General features: G+C 33.8%; 16 protein-coding genes. 4 read left to right on the forward strand and 12 right to left on the reverse strand.

Translation table 11 applies throughout. From position 1 onward, the window contains the following. Positions 1-4: 4 nt before the first annotated feature. From RB618_RS21775 to RB618_RS21800, 6 genes are all read right to left on the reverse strand, one after another. On the reverse strand, positions 5-574 hold the full coding sequence (locus RB618_RS21775) for a DUF4142 domain-containing protein (RefSeq protein ID WP_308070735.1): 570 nt from the start codon (positions 572-574) through the stop codon (positions 5-7). Positions 575-708: 134 nt separating this feature from the next. After that, entirely contained in the window at positions 709-2496 is a 1788-nt protein-coding gene (locus RB618_RS21780; RefSeq protein ID WP_308070736.1) for a CHASE3 domain-containing protein, read from the reverse strand. A gap of 13 nt (positions 2497-2509) precedes the next feature. Beyond that, a complete protein-coding gene (locus tag RB618_RS21785; RefSeq protein WP_111375939.1) occupies positions 2510-2959 on the reverse strand; it encodes a response regulator in 450 nt (149 codons plus the stop codon). A 21-nt stretch (positions 2960-2980) separates the two neighbouring features. Next, positions 2981-3532 (reverse strand): AraC family transcriptional regulator, encoded by a 552-nt coding sequence (locus RB618_RS21790; RefSeq protein ID WP_111365181.1) that lies wholly within the window; start codon positions 3530-3532, stop codon positions 2981-2983. A gap of 157 nt (positions 3533-3689) precedes the next feature. Then, positions 3690-3875, reverse strand: coding sequence for a CsbD family protein (locus tag RB618_RS21795; RefSeq protein WP_071636919.1), 186 nt, complete (start codon positions 3873-3875; stop codon positions 3690-3692). A 121-nt stretch (positions 3876-3996) separates the two neighbouring features. Further along, on the reverse strand, positions 3997-4470 hold the full coding sequence (locus RB618_RS21800) for a DNA starvation/stationary phase protection protein (RefSeq protein WP_308070737.1): 474 nt from the start codon (positions 4468-4470) through the stop codon (positions 3997-3999). 275 nt (positions 4471-4745) lie between these two features. Here RB618_RS21800 and pyrF point away from each other — a divergent pair, with 275 nt between their 5' ends. From pyrF to RB618_RS21815, 3 genes are all read left to right on the forward strand, one after another. Further along, entirely contained in the window at positions 4746-5567 is an 822-nt protein-coding gene (pyrF, locus tag RB618_RS21805) for an orotidine-5'-phosphate decarboxylase (RefSeq protein ID WP_308070738.1), read from the forward strand. A 240-nt stretch (positions 5568-5807) separates the two neighbouring features. After that, entirely contained in the window at positions 5808-6608 is an 801-nt protein-coding gene (locus tag RB618_RS21810) for a helical backbone metal receptor (protein ID WP_308070739.1), read from the forward strand. Positions 6609-7391: 783 nt separating this feature from the next. Then, positions 7392-8885 (forward strand): catalase, encoded by a 1494-nt coding sequence (locus RB618_RS21815; protein ID WP_308070740.1) that lies wholly within the window; start codon positions 7392-7394, stop codon positions 8883-8885. Positions 8886-9080: 195 nt separating this feature from the next. Here the strand turns inward: RB618_RS21815 and purU are convergent, their stop codons facing one another. From purU to RB618_RS21845, 6 genes are all read right to left on the reverse strand, one after another. Further along, entirely contained in the window at positions 9081-9935 is an 855-nt protein-coding gene (gene purU, locus RB618_RS21820; RefSeq protein ID WP_308070741.1) for a formyltetrahydrofolate deformylase, read from the reverse strand. Positions 9936-10040: 105 nt separating this feature from the next. Beyond that, complete coding sequence (locus RB618_RS21825; protein WP_308070743.1) at positions 10041-10760, reverse strand: DUF4197 domain-containing protein; 720 nt, start codon at positions 10758-10760, stop codon at positions 10041-10043. Between the two features lie 143 nt (positions 10761-10903). Beyond that, the gene (locus RB618_RS21830) at positions 10904-11467 is read right to left on the reverse strand and encodes a hypothetical protein (protein WP_308070744.1); all 564 of its coding nucleotides are present in this window, start codon (positions 11465-11467) and stop codon (positions 10904-10906) included. 30 nt (positions 11468-11497) lie between these two features. Next, positions 11498-11920, reverse strand: coding sequence for a cytochrome c oxidase assembly factor Coa1 family protein (locus RB618_RS21835; protein WP_308070745.1), 423 nt, complete (start codon positions 11918-11920; stop codon positions 11498-11500). A gap of 137 nt (positions 11921-12057) precedes the next feature. Next, on the reverse strand, positions 12058-12405 hold the full coding sequence (locus RB618_RS21840; RefSeq protein ID WP_308070749.1) for a hypothetical protein: 348 nt from the start codon (positions 12403-12405) through the stop codon (positions 12058-12060). 191 nt (positions 12406-12596) lie between these two features. Then, positions 12597-14174 (reverse strand): L,D-transpeptidase family protein, encoded by a 1578-nt coding sequence (locus tag RB618_RS21845; RefSeq protein WP_308070750.1) that lies wholly within the window; start codon positions 14172-14174, stop codon positions 12597-12599. A gap of 294 nt (positions 14175-14468) precedes the next feature. Between RB618_RS21845 and RB618_RS21850 the strand changes: the two genes are divergently transcribed. Further along, the gene (locus RB618_RS21850; protein WP_308070751.1) at positions 14469-17909 is read left to right on the forward strand and encodes a methylmalonyl-CoA mutase family protein; all 3441 of its coding nucleotides are present in this window, start codon (positions 14469-14471) and stop codon (positions 17907-17909) included. Positions 17910-17918: the final 9 nt, after the last annotated feature.

Consider the following 17918-nt stretch of genomic DNA (forward strand, 5'->3'; position numbering starts at 1 on the left):
GCGTTTATTTATTTTGTTTTTTTATTCGTTCAGTCTCTCGTAAGAGTCTGTATTGTTGTGGCAAAAAGCGAAGAACTAGTTCGAGAATTTCTTTGTCGTTTGTTTCTCTAGAGATGGTCTCGAGCAACTCAATCTGGTCACAAATCGCTTCTGTCATGGCGTCTAGATAGATATTGTTAAAATCATTATTGCTTGCATCAATGAGGTTGTACAGGTCTCTTTTGTGCGTGGCATTTATTTCAGTAATGACAATGAGCTTTGATGTGGCCATTTTGGTTATTGCTTCCAGTAATTGGCTCTCTTGAACTTCTATTCTTTTGCTTAATTCCTGAACAATAACATCTGAACTTTTTTGTTGTGCAATCTGACTTTTAGAAATAATAGACTTACTTACATTCGCCGTAGATATAAAAAAGAAAACCTCTGTTTCTTCTCGGTCATTTTTTGCAAAAGCTTGATTCTTTAAAGTATTTTCAATCGGATTAATTTTTCTGCAAGAAGTGATGCATAGAATTAAAAGGATTGAAAAAAGAACTTTAAAAATTGAAGCTTTTAAGGGGGGAATTGCTTTCATTATTACTTCCTAAAGTATTACATTACAAAGATGGCAACGAATGAAAGATTTTGCTTTACAGCATAAAAAAGAAACGTTATATAATTCCCATAATGGATTTATATAACGCTTTTTATGTGATTTTATAATGAAGTTTAATCGGGAAGAAACACCGTAAATACTGAGCCTTTGCCTAAAGTGCTGTCGGCAATAATATGGCCTTTATGGTTCTCTACAATCTTCTTGCAGATTGCCAATCCGATTCCAGTTCCTGGATAATCTGTTTTGGAATGTAGACGCTGAAAAAGAATAAAAATGGTTTCTTTGAACTGAGGATCAAAACCCATTCCGTTATCTGTAAAAGTGATTTTATGAAACTTTTTTATAGACTGTTCCAATATTTCTGGATAATCGGCAGAACTTACTTTTTCGCTCGAAATAGAAATTTGTGGTTCAATATTAGGTTCACTGTATTTTAATGAATTTCCAATTAAATTGATAAACAGCTGTTCGATCTGATACGGAATAACAGAAAGCTTCGGAAGTTTTCCAATGCGCTGAATTACGGCTTTCTTTTCTTCTATAATTTCAGCCAATTCAGATTCTGTATTGTCTAGAAGTTCGTTAAGATTCGTTTTAATGAATTCCTTTTTGGTTGTATTGGTTCTTGAAAATAAAAGAAGATCGTCTATTAAAACACGCATTCTTTTTGCGGAACTTTCTATTTTGGTGATGTAATTTTTTCCGCTTTCAGACATAACTTCTTTATCGGCGGTGGAAACTCTCGAAATAAAAGTCTGTATTTTTCTAAGCGGTTCTTGCAAATCGTGACTGGCCACATGGTTAAAGGAGGCCAGTTCTTTGTTGCTTTTTTCTAGCTCTTTATTTCGTTCCTGAAGCTCAATATTCAAAAGATGTTCGTCTGTAATGTCAAAATTAATTCCAAGTAAAATTTTACTGCCTTGCTGATCCGTCACCAATTTACCTGTTGTCTTAAAATAACGTACTTCAAAATCTGGGCGTACAATTTTATAGTATACAAACGGAAGATGTTTCTTTTCTAGGATTCCATCTATTGCTTTAGCAACAGATTCTTTGTCTTCTGGATGGACATATTTTATAAGGGTAGCTTTATTTGGTGCAAACGATCTTGGTTCTAGACCTAATAAACGAAACTGGTTGTCTGAAAAATCAATTTTATCAGAATCCAGATCCCACTGCCAAGTGCTGAATTTTCCAATGTTTTCAGACTCAGAAATTAAACCGCTAGAAATAAGAAGTTTTTTATTGAATATTTTCAAACGCTCAAAATCACGGCTAATTTGGCGATAGCCCAATAAAATAAAACTCAATGCCACTAGAAATAAAGAAATAGAAAATAGCGGACTTAAAGAGATTTCCGAATCGTAAATTTTAAGCCTTTTCTTTAGGAAATCTTTTTCGATGTCGTTCATTTCGTCCACTTTAAAGCGGATATTTTCCATTAAAATTCGGCCGCCAAACATATGATTGTCCAGTTTTCTTTTGTCGTATGTTTTTGGATCGCTGTATTTTAGACAATTTTCAAAAGAAACAAAACGCTGGGTAATGAGTTTGAAAAGTTTTTGGAGATTATCCTGCTGTCTCGGATTATCGGCAGTCAATTTTTTTAAGGTAATAAATGAAGTATTTACCTTGTCTCGAGAATATATGTACGGAGTCAAAAAACGGGCGTTGCGAGTGATAATATACCCTCTCTGGCCCGTTTCTGCATCTTTAATAGCCGACATTAATCGTTCGAGCTGAATGTTTATTTCGTAAGTATGCATAACCAGTTTGCTCGATTCATTCAAGTCCTGGTTATGTTTGTAAGCAATTGAAGAAAGGAATAACAGAATGAAAACTGCGATTACAAAAATAACTCTCAAAGAGTTTGAAGAATTAAAATTTGGTATCCACTTCATTATTGGAATGCTTTTATTTTAGTCGCAGCAAGAAATTATCACGGTTTAAACCAGAAGTATGATAATGCCAATTTACAGTCACGACTTCATTAATTATTTTTTTTAATGTATTGAAATCGCTTGGTTTTTTGATGTAAATATTGGCGCCTTGAATAAAGGTATCTTCGATATCCTCTTCCGAAGAAGAAGTAGAGTAGATGGCAATAATTATATCTTTTAGATGATCCGTTTTTTTGATTTCAATCAAACATTCTTTACCTGTTTTCTTAGGCATGTTTAAATCTAGAAACAAAATATCTGGAAGTTTATTGTCTGTGTTCATTAAATGATCCATAAGCTGCATACCGTCATGAACAAAACTTACATTTGTTTGTATCTTTATTTCTTCAAAAGCATCTTTAAAGAAAAGGCGGTCATCTTCATCATCATCGGCCAATAAAATGTGTAATGCGTTTTTCTGCATTTTAATGTGGTATTTGGGTTTTTATTTTAAATTTTCTCTTCGTTTCTTAATAATTCTCTGAAAAGCAGATGGAGTAATTCCAGTTGTGTTTTTAAACTGCGTACTCAAATGCGCAACACTCGAATAATTAAGTAAAAAAGCAATTTCAGTAAGACTCATTTCGTTGATGATAATCAGCTGTTTTGCTCTTTCAATTTTCTGTAAAATAATAAAATTTTCTATAGAAGAATAGGTTACTTCTGAGAAAACATTAGATAAATATCCGTAACTGTGATTTAGCTTTTCAGCCAAAAACACAGAACTTTTGTAATTATTGTTATCGTCCATAAATACAAGCTCGATAATCGCATCTTTTATTTTTTGGACCAATACACTTTTTTGATTTTCAACTACTTCAAAACCGCATGGAGCCAATTTGCTTTTTAAATTCTCCAGAGCTTCGGCATCAAGATTGTCTTCAATCTCAATTTCGCCAAATCCTAGAGTTGTAAAATTTACATTGTTTTGTTCCAGATTTTGTTTTAAATAAAGAGAGCAAATAGTATTAATGTCGAACTTTATAAATAGTTTCATTTTATAGAATTTGGTTAAAGATACTTAATTTATTTGGTGTTTTTGCTTTTAAATGGCACAGAATTACGTCAAAATACGATTTTAAAATAAAATTTTCAAAAAAATACCGCCTAATATTTTTTACTAGACGGTATTTCCCTGATTGAGTTGCAAGGATTTACAAATCTGACAGAATTTGATGAAATTCCTCTTTTGTTTTTCCCAGTTTCTGCTGAAGCTTTCCGTACATTTCGTCTTCTTTTCCTTCAGCAAACATCAAATCGTCATCTGTTAACTCAGCATATTTTTGCTTTAGTTTTCCTTTCAGCTCGTTCCAGTTTCCTTTTATCTCGGTGGTATTCATGATATCTCTTTTAAGTTTTTTATTGTATTGTAAAATTGCAAATTATAAATCGGCTCCGTGTTACATTTATCTTTTCTACTGTTGTATAATTTTCATCCCAATTAGCATTTTCAATTCGCAATTAAACCTGATATCTCCTCAGAATCCAAGCCATTTTTTCGTATTCTTGCAGTAATCCTGTTACAAAATCGGCAGAACCAGCATCGTTGGTTTCATTTTCAAAAATCGGAATGTAATTTCTGAATTCTGTTACCAGCTGTTCGTGATTTTCTAAAAGTTCAGATAACATGTCTTTTTGGGAAGCATATTCTTTTGGAGATTCTTTTAAGGTTGAGTTGTCAATAAACTCTTTCATTGTTCCAATTGTTTTTTCTCCCAATTGATTAATGCGTTCAGCTACTTCATCAATTTGGGCTTCAAGAACGCGGTATTGTTCTTCAAACAATTTGTGCAATTCCATAAAACTGTTTCCAGAAATATTCCAGTGAAATTTTCTTGTTTTTACATACAAAGTCATTTCGTTTGATAAAATCGTAGCCAGTATAGCAGCGCTCTTTTTTAAGTTCTTTGGTGTAATTCCGATATTTGGGCTCATAATTGTCTTTTTAATGGTTTATTTCAAAGTTACTTTTGATTCCGATTTTCCTATTACACAATTTTTGATAGATGTTATAGGAATTCAATGTTACTTAAATAATTAAAAATGAAATATGATTAATGTCAGGCTGAGCAGAGTTGAAGGGATTCGACTCCGCTCAGCCTGACAGCAGCAACATTCAACAGTATCTGTCAACCATCAATAATTAACCATCAACCAATAACTTATAAACCATTATAATTTGTAATTTTGCCGCACAAGTAAAAAAGAATATGACAACACAACAACTACACGAACAAATTCTTCAAAAAAAATCATTTTTATGCGTTGGTTTAGATCCAGATCTGACGAAGATTCCGCAGCATTTATTAGAAACTGAAGATCCTATTTTCGAATTTAATAAAGCGATTATCGATGCCACACACGATCTAACTGTTGGTTACAAGCCAAACACAGCTTTTTTTGAAGCATACGGAATAAAAGGATGGATGTCTTTGCAAAAAACGATTAATTACATCAACGAAAATTTTCCTGAGATTTTTACAATTGCAGATGCAAAACGTGGTGATATTGGGAATACTTCTAGCATGTATGCTAAAGCTTTTTTTGAAGACTTGAATTTTGATAGTGTAACCGTTGCTCCTTATATGGGAAAAGATTCTGTTGAGCCTTTTCTAGCTTTCGAAAACAAGCATACGATTATGTTGGCTTTAACTTCAAATGAAGGAGCTTTCGATTTTCAGACTTTAAATACAAACGGAAAAGAATTGTATAAACAAGTGTTAGAAACTTCTAAAACTTGGAAAAACAGCGAAAACTTAATGTACGTTGTTGGTGCAACAAAAGCAGAATATTTTACAGAAATCAGAAAAATTGTTCCAGACAGTTTCTTGTTAGTTCCAGGAATTGGAGCTCAAGGTGGAAGCTTATCTGAAGTTTGCAAATACGGAATGAATGATAAAGTTGGTCTTTTGGTAAATTCGGCAAGAGCGATTATTTACGCTTCAAAAGGAACTGATTTTGCTGAAAAGGCTAGAGAAGAGGCATTAAAAGTGCAGCAGGAAATGGCTGAGATTATTGATTCTAAGTTTTAGGTTTAAAGTTAGCTTTGAACATAGTTTTAACGCAAAGTTCGCTAAGTTTTTTCGCAAAGTTCGCAGAGTTTTATCTTTTTGAATTAAAGTTTTTTTAAGTTCTCAAAGCTTAGTAAAGCAATATTTAAACTCTTCTTTGAGAACTTAAAAGACTTTTTACAAGATCACAGATAATTTCTTTGCGAACTTTGCGAAAAAACTTTGTGCACTTTGCGTTAAAAAATACACACTCCAACAAATATGAAGCAAATAAAAGATCAGCTTGGCACTGTTCACTCTTTTGAAACAGCTCCAAAACGTATTATTTCGCTAGTTCCTTCACAAACTGAATTATTATATGATTTAGGTTTAGAAGAAAAAATTATCGGAATAACGAAGTTCTGCGTGCATCCGTTTCATTTTAAATCTACCAAGAAGATTGTTGGCGGAACAAAGAAAATTCACTTCGAAAAAATAAAGCTTTTAGAGCCGGATATTATTATCTGCAACAAAGAAGAAAACACGCTGGAGATTGTAGAACAATTAAGTTCAATTTGTCCTGTTTGGGTTACGAATATTATTTCTATTGAAGATAATTTTCAGATGATTTCAGATTTCGGACAGTTGTTTAATTGCAGAACCGAGTCTCAAAAATGGAACAATAAATTAGCTTTTGCTTTAAGCGATTTTAAAAATTATATAAAAGATATAAAGGAAAAAAAAGCAGCTTACTTTATTTGGAAAAACCCATATATGGTGGCTGGAAAAGATACTTATATAAACGAATTGCTAAAACTGAATCATTTTAAAAATATCTACGAAGATAAAGGGCGTTATCCTGAAATCGAATTAAAGAAAATGCGTTTAGAAGGCGACCCAGATATTGTTTTCCTTTCATCAGAACCTTACCCTTTTAAAGAAGAAGATGCTTTTGAAATCGGAAGGTTTACACATCATGCAAAAACTATTTTTGTAGACGGCGAGATGTTCTCTTGGCACGGAAGCAGGTTATTAAAGGCTTTCTCTTATTTTAAATTACTCCATGAAAGACTTAAAAACTAAAATTCCAATATTTTTAAATTCCAATAAAAAAATTCCAAATTCCCAGTTTCGTAAAATTGGAATTTGGAATTTTTTTATTGGAATTTAATGCAAAAAAGAATGCCGACATCTCGAAGACGCCGGCATTATTTAACTAACCAAAACCAAAATAATAAATAACCAGTTTATTACAGTACAAATGTCCGACATATATCAAACTTATGCTGTTAAGATCTTGTTATTACTTTGTTGGATATAAGTTAATGTTCAAAACTTGCAGTTAAAACATTTGTTTTAAGTTTCAGGTTTCAAGTTGTTGGAGCGTGTGGTTGAACAGAAAGAATGCAAAAGTTTAGGCAATTCAGATAGTCATAGGGACAAAGTTTTTTACAAAGTTTTGCGAACTTTAAAACTTTTTTTAATTAAAAAATCCTTGCGCTCTTTGCGTTAAAACTAAGCGCATGCATTATAACTTGAAACAAAAAAAACTTGAAACCTGAAACAAAAGACCATAAAAAAAGAATGCCGGCATCTCGAAGAAGCCGGCATCATTTAACTAACCAAAACCAAAATAATAAATAACCAGTTTATTACATTACAAATGTCCGACATATATCAATTTTATGCTGTTAAGGTTTTGTTATTACTTTGTTGGTCATAAGTTAAGATTTGAAAAATGGCTGTTTTGAGCTTTCTGCAACGTAAAATAATTTTTTATTATTAAAATATAATAACAATCAATTTTACTTATGAATATACTAAGGATAAGTTTGTATATTTGATAAAATGTTAAAAATCAGCAATATGGAATCAAACAAAAAATTAACAACTGCAACTGGAACTCCCGTTCCAGACAATCAAAACATTCAAACAGCTGGCCCTCGCGGACCTGTTTTATTACAAGATTTTTGGTTTTTAGAAAAGATGGCACATTTTGACCGAGAAGTAATTCCGGAAAGAAGAATGCATGCCAAAGGTTCTGGAGCCTACGGAACTTTTACTGTTACACACGACATTACCAAATATTCTAAAGCAGACTTGTTTTCTGAAATTGGTAAAAAGACAGAAATGTTTGTTCGTTTTTCGACTGTTGCAGGAGAAAGAGGCGCTGCTGACGCCGAAAGAGACATTCGTGGTTTTGCCATGAAATTTTATACAAATGAAGGAAATTGGGACTTGGTAGGAAACAATACGCCAGTTTTCTTTTTCCGTGATCCAATGAAATTTCCCGATTTGAATCATGCTGTAAAACGCGATCCAAAAACCAATTTAAGAAGTGCTGATAATAATTGGGATTTTTGGACTTTATTGCCAGAAGCTCTTCATCAAGTTACAATTGTAATGAGTGACCGCGGAATTCCGAGATCATATAGAGAAATGCACGGTTTCGGAAGCCACACTTTTAGCTTCATCAATGCGCAAAACGAAAGACATTGGGTAAAATTCCATTTGGTTTCACAACAAGGAATCGAAAATTTATCTGATGAAGAAGCCGCTAAATTGGTGGGCGGAGATAGAGAAAGCCATCAAAGGGATTTATTTAATGCCATTGAAGAAGGAAACTTCCCGAAATGGAAAATGTTTGTTCAGATTATGTCAGAAGAGCAGGCAAGAAACTATCGTTTTCACCCATTCGACTTAACGAAAGTTTGGTTGAAGGGAGATTTTCCGCTAATTCCAGTTGGAGAATTTGAATTGAATAAAAATCCAGAAAATTATTTTGCCGAAGTAGAACAAGCAGCTTTTAATCCAGCTCACGTAGTTCCTGGAATTGGTTTTTCTCCAGATAAAATGCTTCAAGGACGTTTGTTTTCTTACGGAGATGCTCATCGTTACCGTTTAGGAGTAAACAATTACCAGATTCCAGTAAATGCTTCTAGATGTCCGTATAACAGTTTCCACAGAGACGGAGCAATGCGTGTAGACGGAAATTATGGAGGAAGAAAACATTACGAACCAAACAGTTTTGGGGAATGGCAGGAACAGCCAGAAGTAAAAGAACCACCATTGGCAATTTACGGCGATGCTTATGCTCATAATTTTAGAGAAGACGATAATGATTATTTCACTCAGCCAGGACTTTTGTTCAACTTGCTGACTGAGGAAAAAAAACAGCTTTTGTTTAAAAACACAGCTGCACAAGTAGGAGGAGCGCAGAAATTTATTCAAGTCCGTCACATCAGAAACTGCTATCAAGCCGATCCAGCGTATGGTGCCGGCGTAGCAAATGCGTTAGGAATGACAATGGATGAGGTGAATGCCTTTGATGACCCGAGATTGGCGATTAAAGCGAGATAAGTTTTTTTAGGTTCAGAGGAGCAAAGGTTCAAAGAGACAAAGGTTTTCTGAACTAGATTTATAAAATTAAACCCGACAGGTTTTTAAAACTTGTCGGGTTTGTTATTTTGAGATGATTATTGTTAGACTGGGCGAAGTCGAAGTTTTTTAGGTAAAGAAAAGCCTCTGTACCTTTGAACCTCTGCCTCTTTGAGCCTAAGAAAATACCACCGTCTTATTACTATAAACCATTGTTTTTCTTTCGGCGTGCAGTTTGATTGCTCTTGCCAAAACAATACGCTCCAAGTCACGGCCTTTCATGATAAAATCTTCTACAGAGTGAATATGAGAAACTCTTGCAATATCTTGTTCGATAATTGGACCTTCGTCTAATTCTTCTGTAACGTAATGGCTTGTAGCTCCAATGATTTTTACACCGCGTTTAAAAGCCGAATGATACGGTTTTGCACCCGGGAAAGCAGGTAAAAACGAATGGTGGATATTAATGATTTTGTTTTCGTAAAGCGAAATCACTTTTGGAGTCACAATCTGCATGTAGCGCGCCAAAACAATAAAATTGATCTGATACCTTTTCAAAAGTTCAATTTGTCTTGCTTCGCCTTCTTCTTTGTTGTCTTTTGTAAAAGGAACATAGTGAAATGGAATATCAAAACGCTCAGCAATTGATCGCAAATCGTTATGATTGCTTATAATCATCGGAATCTCCACACCCAATTCATCGGCACTATAACGTCCTAAAATGTCAAATAAACAGTGATCATATTTAGAAACAAACAAAGCCATTTTGGGCTTTTGCTCTTGATTGTACAAATCCCAAGACATATCAAAGTCTGCAGCGATAGTCTTGCTGAACTCTTCTTTTATATTTTCAATATTATTGCCTTGATTGGTAAATTCGCATTCTAAACGCATAAAAAATACATTCTGCTCTACATCAACATGCTGATCGATGTAGGTAATGTTTCCTTCTACCTTAGCAATAAAAGTAGTCACTGCTGCTATAATTCCTTTCTGGTCTTTACAATGAATGAGTATGGTAATTTTTTGCATTTCGGTCTTTTGTTTTTGGTTAGTTGCAAAGTTACAAAGGTTCAAAGTTGCAAAGGAAGCTTTGTCCCTTTATAACTCTGTCCCTTTGCACCTTACAAGAAAAAACTATTTTCCATCCTGCATTGCAAAAACCTTTTGTAATAAAGGTGTTGTTCTTGCAGAGATGTTGTTTCTGATATCTTTTTCTTCAACAGCAATCATTTTAAAAACACCAGACAAAGCTTGATTGGTTGTATAATCAGTCAAATCTGGGTTTACTTTTTTTACTAATGGAATAGTGTTGTATTTTGTTATAATTTTTGTCCAAACAGCATCGGCGCCTACTTTTTCAAAAGAACTTTTGATTACTGGGTTAAATTTGGCATATAATGCTGTTGTTGTACTGCCTTGTAAATAACTTGTAGCAGCGTTGTCACTTCCCAAAAGAATGTTTTTGGCATCTGTAAAAGTCATATTTTTTACTGCTGTAACAAAAATTGGAGTTGCTTCTTTTACAGCATCTTCTGCAGCGCGGTTCAGCATTTTGATTCCTTCATCTGCAAGAGAACTTAAACCTACTTTACGTAGAGTTGCATCTACTTTTTGTAATTCTTCGGGCATTAAAATTTTTACAGCTTCGTTTTTATAAAAACCATCTACAGCGGTTAATTTACTCACTTGTTGTGTAATACCTTTATTTAAAGCTTCTTTTAATCCAGAAGCAATGTCTACAGTTCCTGTAGTCGGAATCTGCGATGCGATTTGAGGCAATTGATTTAAAGTCTGTTGTACCTGTGCGCAAGAAGTAAGCGAAAATGTAACGGCTAATAGTAAAATCTTTTTCATTATGGGGTTTTATTTAAGTTTCAAAAATACTACTTATTCAAAAACAACGCCACAATTTTATTTTAAGCAAACTAACATTTTGTTGTAAACTTAACATAAGAGAACTTAGCAACTTAGAGCCTCAATTTTTTTAGCACCCCAATTTATGGCCAAGCCATTCGAATATTATCCTGCCAATAGGTTTTACTCGAAATGTAAACAGGCTTTGGCAGCATTATAGGTTTATTACTAGCATCAAAATATTGAACGCGAATGATTTTTTCTTCAGAATCATCTTTCATATCAATATTTCCTTCGGCACCATCAATCAGTTTCTTTTTTTGGAGATACAAAGAAGGTTTTTCAACAATATATTCTGTAACAGCTTCTCCGTTTAGTTTTAAGTTGCATCCTATTAAATTTCCGCTGCTGTCAAGCGATTCAATTCTTCTCAAATAATTATTTTCATAATAATATATTTCAAAAGCGATACGGCAAGATCCCAGTTGGAGTTTATTCTGCTGCACTCGAAAACGCAATATTTGATTTTTAGGATTTGTAAATTCGATAAAGCCATTTCTCTCCGCATTAATTTCATTACGTAATACTCTTGTCGGTTTTGAGAATTGTTTAATTTGATTGGCGTAAACTTTGTAATTTTCGGCAGATTGTGCAAAAGAAGAGACATACAGAAAAAGTCCAAAGAATAGACTGATAAAAGATTTCATTTTATAATTTTTGTTTGGGACGATAGATTTTTATTTCTGCAATAAATCTATTTTTTCATTTGTACTTTCAATATAAACAGACATTTCGCGATATTTCCATTTTCCTCTTTTTTCGCCAACAACAAATAAAGTTGCTTTGCCTTTTGGACCTTTTAGCGGAACCTGTACATCGCAAGTGCGCACATCATTGGTTGAAGTGACATTTCCAGAAACCATGCCGTCTGTTTCTATGGGAGATCCAAGTTTTTCAACTACGAGTTTATTATTCTGTACAGCTGTCATTGATTCTTTATAAGCCTCAGAATCTTTTATTATGGAAGTAACTTCATAAAAAATCCCTCCAATAAATAAGCCAAATAATATTAAAAGAGTTAAGCATCCGCTGGGAATAAGCCATTTCCAGTTTCGGTTTAGCCAGCTTTTTCTTTGTATTAACTCGTTTGAATCTTCCATAGATTGTTTTTTTAGGTTAAAAAAGATAAAGCTAAAATAAGAATAAATCTTGTTGATTTTTAGTGTTTTATATTAAATAAAAAATCACCTTATAAAACTATAAGGTGATTCTAAAGGGAAAGTTTTTGAAACTTATATCAATATGATACTTTTAATTGTGGCGTATAAACAGGTCTATTGGTGTCTAAATCTTTTAATATAGTTTCAGTATAATCTTTCCCGCCTTTCATTAAATAAAATAATGATATAGCGATATAAATTGGGGCAAAAGGGAAAAAACGCAAGCTTAGCGATAAATTCAAAAGAAAATGTTTTAAGGCATATTTAAATGTGCCTTCATTTGGGCGTATAAAATAAATATTAGATTTCTTAATCTTTTTTACCATTTTAGAAATAATGAAAGGAAACATTATAAACTTTCCTCCCTGTTGAATTAAAACGTTTATTTCAAACATTGAAAGACCTTCTGTATTATTTGTTTTCATAATAGTTTAGTTTTAAACATTTACAAAAATGGGACTTGAATTGTACTGCAAAATAAAGGAGAATTTAAAGCCGTTATTACCCTCAAAAGATTTAATAATAATACTTTAGGATTTTTTTGTTCATTAATATAAAAGAGGATCTATCAAAACAAATTTGATAAATCCTCTCTTAAAATTATTGGCGTAAATTATTAATTTACAATTACAGTGTCGGGAATCGTTTCACCGTTTGGATTGGCATCTTTTTCGTAAACATCTTGAAAGAAACCAACTTCTCCTTTTTCATTTACCAATGAAGTAAAATAAGTAATGTAAATTGGTACTTTTTTTGTCAGTTTAAAACTGTTTTCTACTTTACCAGCCATAGCTTTATCTATTTTTGCCTGAGTCCATTCTGGATAATCTTTCAGCATGGCAACTGCTAGTTCTTTAGCCATTTTTACATTAATACATCCGTGGCTGAAAGTTCTTTTTTCAAAATCGAATAAAGTTTTAGATGGCGTATCGTGCATATAAATATCATCAGGATTTGGAAACATAAATTTTACTAATCCTAAAGAGTTGTCGGGCCCTGGTTTTTGTCTTACTTGACCGTTAACCATCTCCATATTTTTTTCTGCAAGATAATTTGGATCTGCAGCAATTTTAGATCTTAATTCATTTTGTACAATACTTTGAGGGACTGTCCAATATGGACTAAAAACGATTCGGTCAATTTCGCCATTAAAAATGGTTGTTTTAGTTAAAGGCGCGCCGACAAATACGGGCGAAGTCAATTGAACTTTTCCGTTTTTTACATAAATCAATTCATAAGAAGGAACATTTACTAATACATACTCATCGCTAGCGGCAATTAAAGCCGAAATCTCACGGCATCTCTCCATATTAATTTTTAAAGTTGCAACTTTATCTTCTAGCGGAATATTCATTTCGTTAATGTGTTCCTCTGCCAAAATGTAATTAGGTTTAAATCCGTTTCGGACTTTGTATTTCATTACAGCATCCATCAATTCACGATCATAAACATTGCTTTTAGAATCGGTTTTTAAATCTCCCAATAAATACAAACGAGTTCTAACTTGCGCAATAGTGCTTGAAACCGCATCTGGACGCAATTCTTTGTATGGAGATTCTTCCGGAACAATAGGTTTATACTTGCTGGATTTTTCTAATCTTTTGTATTTTTTGAGAGCGTCTTGCAATTTGTAATACTGGTCAAATTCTACTTTTTCATTTGTTGCAGCTGTGGCTGTTTCTTGCTCTTCTAATGTGCTATAGTTTAAGAAATCTTTCAGCATTGTATCGTAAGCAATTCTTTTTTTGTCAGCGTTACTTTTTTTAGTGTATACGACATACAAAGAACTTAAAAGCATATCGGCATCAGTTTGAGAAAGTGTGCTTTTATCTGACGAAGCACTAAACAATTGATCGATTTCTTTTTGATAAGGAATGATCAAATCGTTTGTTTTTTTTGCTTTTTCATACAAAACAGAGCCAAATTCACTGATTTCATCCTCGTCAAACCAAATCGTTCCAAGTGTTCTGTTTTTGTACAACGACATTACATCAGACTTATATTTTCTTAAATCTGAATATCTTTTAAAGAAGTCGTTCGAAATTTCGTTTACATCCTTCTGATTGTAGTAAACGGTTAAATGATTTGAAGCTTTTGTATTTGTATGTGTAAAATTACTTTTTTCAATTCTGTTAAAAGAAAATACAAAAAAACTCAAACTTAAAATTACGGTGAATGAATATAATGTTCTCATTTTTTTAATTTTTACGTTATTACTTTTCTATGTAAGTTTTTAGGTAAAAATTTGGGGTTTTCTACATTGCTAAATTACTATTGGAATAGTTAAAACATGTTTCCTGATTTTGTTTAAATGTTGCGAAATTGCCATGTCTTTAAGTTTTCTTTAACTATTGTTGGCACGTGTTGAGAATTGTTACCTTTATATTGAAGAAAAAATATTTTCTTATTTATTAACATAATGTTATTTGACTGATCAAATATTAAAATATTTTGTACATTGGTCGCTTAAAATTATCATATTCATAAAATGGAACAACAAATACCATATATTCCTAAAAATAAAGTAAGAATTGTCACAGCTGCTTCACTTTTTGACGGTCATGATGCTGCCATCAACATTATGCGTCGTATTATTCAGTCTACGGGAGTTGAAGTTATTCACCTTGGACACGATAGAAGCGTTGAAGAAGTGGTAAATACCGCGATTCAAGAAGATGCCAATGCTATTGCAATGACTTCTTACCAAGGCGGACACAACGAATACTTTAAATATATGTATGATTTGCTTCGCGAAAAAGGAGCGGGGCATATTAAAATCTTCGGAGGTGGAGGCGGTGTAATTCTGCCAAGCGAAATTTCGGAATTACATGAATATGGTATTACAAGAATTTATTCTCCAGATGATGGACGTTCTCTTGGTTTACAAGGAATGATTAACGATTTGGTACAGCGTGCTGATTTTTCTATTGGTGATAAATTGAACGGGGAAATCGATCATATCGAAAATAAAGTTCCAACGGCAATTGCGCGTTTAATTTCGGCAGCAGAGAACTTTCCAGAAATTGCAAAACCTGTTTTTGATAAAATTCATGAAAATAATACGACTTCTAAAATTCCAGTTTTAGGAATTACAGGAACAGGAGGAGCAGGAAAATCTTCTTTGGTTGACGAATTGGTTCGCCGATTTTTAATTGATTTCCCAGAAAAAACAATCGGATTAATTTCTGTCGATCCTTCGAAGAGAAAAACAGGAGGAGCACTTTTAGGAGACAGAATCCGTATGAATGCGATTAATAATCCTCGTGTATATATGCGTTCACTGGCGACACGTCAGTCAAACTTGGCTTTGTCTAAATATGTAGCCGAAGCGATTCAGGTTTTGAAAGCAGCAAAATATGACTTGATTATTCTGGAAACTTCAGGAATTGGTCAGTCTGATACGGAGATTATGGATCATTCAGACGTTTCTTTATATGTAATGACGCCAGAATTTGGAGCGGCAACACAATTGGAAAAAATCGACATGCTTGATTTTGCCGATTTAGTAGCTTTAAATAAATTTGATAAACGTGGAGCATTAGACGCTTTGCGCGATGTGAAAAAACAATATCAGAGAAACCATAATCTTTGGGATAAAAGTCCAGACGAAATGCCAGTTTTCGGAACAATTGCTTCGCAGTTTAACGATCCTGGAATGAACACGCTTTACAAAGCAATTATGGATAAAGTGGTTGAAAAAACGGCTTCAGATTTGAAATCGACTTTTACCATCACAAAAGAAATGAGCGAGAAAATCTTCGTGATTCCTCCTGGAAGAACGCGTTATTTATCTGAAATTGCAGAGAATAACAGAAATTATGATGAAACAGCCATTTCGCAACAAAAAGTAGCTCAGAAATTATATGGAATTTTCAAAACCATAGAATCGGTTTCTGGAAAAGTTCCGCAGATTACCAAAGCAGGAATCGACGATTCTACAGTTTTGCCAAGCGGAATTGCAGAACACGATGAAAACAGAATCTTTTTAAATCTTTTACTAAATCAGTTTGATAAAGTAAAAATGGACTTAGATCCGTACAATTGGGAAATTATTCTGAATTGGGATGAAAAAGTAGCGAAATACAAAAATCCAGTTTACTCATTTAAAGTTCGTGATAAAGAAATCAAGATTGCCACGCATTCGGAGAGTTTATCCCATTTACAGATTCCGAAAATTGCTTTACCTAAATATGAAGGATGGGGCGATATTTTGCGTTGGAATTTACAGGAAAATGTTCCTGGAGAATTTCCGTTTGCTTCAGGATTGTATCCGTTTAAACGTGAAGGAGAAGATCCGTCAAGAATGTTTGCGGGCGAGGGCGGACCAGAAAGAACCAATAAACGTTTTCATTATGTAAGTGCGGGAATGCCTGCAAAACGTCTTTCTACGGCTTTTGACAGCGTAACTTTGTACGGAAACGATCCAGATTTGCGTCCGGATATTTACGGAAAAATTGGAAATGCGGGAGTTTCAATCTGCTGTCTAGATGATGCTAAAAAACTATATTCAGGTTTCGATTTAGTTCATGCATTGACTTCGGTAAGTATGACAATTAATGGGCCTGCGCCAATGCTTTTAGGTTTCTTTATGAATGCGGCAATCGATCAGCAATGTGAGATTTACATTAAAGCAAATGATTTAGAAAAAGAGGTTGAAGCTAAAATCAACAAATTATATAAGGATAAAGGAATCGAAAGACCGAAATATCAAGGCGAACTTCCAGCAGGAAACAATGGTTTAGGATTAATGCTTTTGGGCGTTACGGGAGATCAGGTTTTACCTTTGGAAGTGTATAATGAAATAAAAGTAAAAACTTTAGCTCAAGTTCGTGGAACGGTTCAAGCCGATATTTTAAAAGAAGATCAGGCGCAGAATACTTGTATTTTCTCAACCGAATTTGCTTTGCGTTTAATGGGCGACGTTCAGGAATATTTTATTACTAAAAACGTTCGTAATTTCTATTCGGTTTCCATTTCAGGGTATCATATTGCCGAGGCAGGAGCAAACCCAATTACGCAATTGGCCTTTACGCTTTCAAATGGTTTCACTTACGTGGAATATTATTTGAGCCGTGGCATGAACATCAACGATTTTGGACCAAATTTATCGTTCTTCTTCTCAAACGGAGTTGATCCAGAATATTCAGTAATTGGTCGTGTGGCGCGTAAGATTTGGGCAAAAGCCATGAAAAACAAATACGGAGCCAACGAAAGAGCACAAATGCTGAAATATCATATTCAGACATCTGGACGTTCTTTACACGCGCAGGAAATTGATTTCAACGATATTAGAACGACTCTACAGGCTTTATATGCCATTTATGATAACTGTAATTCATTGCACACCAATGCTTACGACGAAGCCATTACAACGCCAACAGAAGAATCTGTACGTCGTGCCATGGCGATTCAGCTGATTATTAATAAAGAATTAGGTTTAGCTAAAAACGAAAACCCAATTCAAGGTTCGTTTATCATCGAAGAATTAACTGATTTAGTTGAAGCTGCAGTTCTTCAAGAATTTGATAGAATTACAGAACGTGGCGGAGTTTTGGGCGCAATGGAAACGATGTATCAACGTTCTAAAATTCAGGAAGAAAGTTTGTATTACGAAACCTTAAAACACAACGGAGATTTCCCAATCGTGGGTGTAAACACGTTCTTGAGTTCAAAAGGTTCTCCAACGGTAATTCCGGCTGAAGTGATTCGTGCCACAGAAGAAGAAAAACAATACCAGATTACGATGTTGGATAATTTGCATAATTTCCACGAAGCAAAAGTAAACGAACATTTAAATACATTACAGCAAGCCGCTATTAAAAACGAAAACTTATTCGACCATTTAATGGAAGCTACAAAGGTTTGTTCTTTGGGGCAGATTACTTCGGCGTTGTTTGAGGTTGGTGGGCAGTATAGAAGGAATATGTAGAATTTTGAT

Source organism: Flavobacterium sp. LHD-85, from assembly GCF_030929595.1.
Classification (GTDB): Bacteria; Bacteroidota; Bacteroidia; order Flavobacteriales; family Flavobacteriaceae; genus Flavobacterium.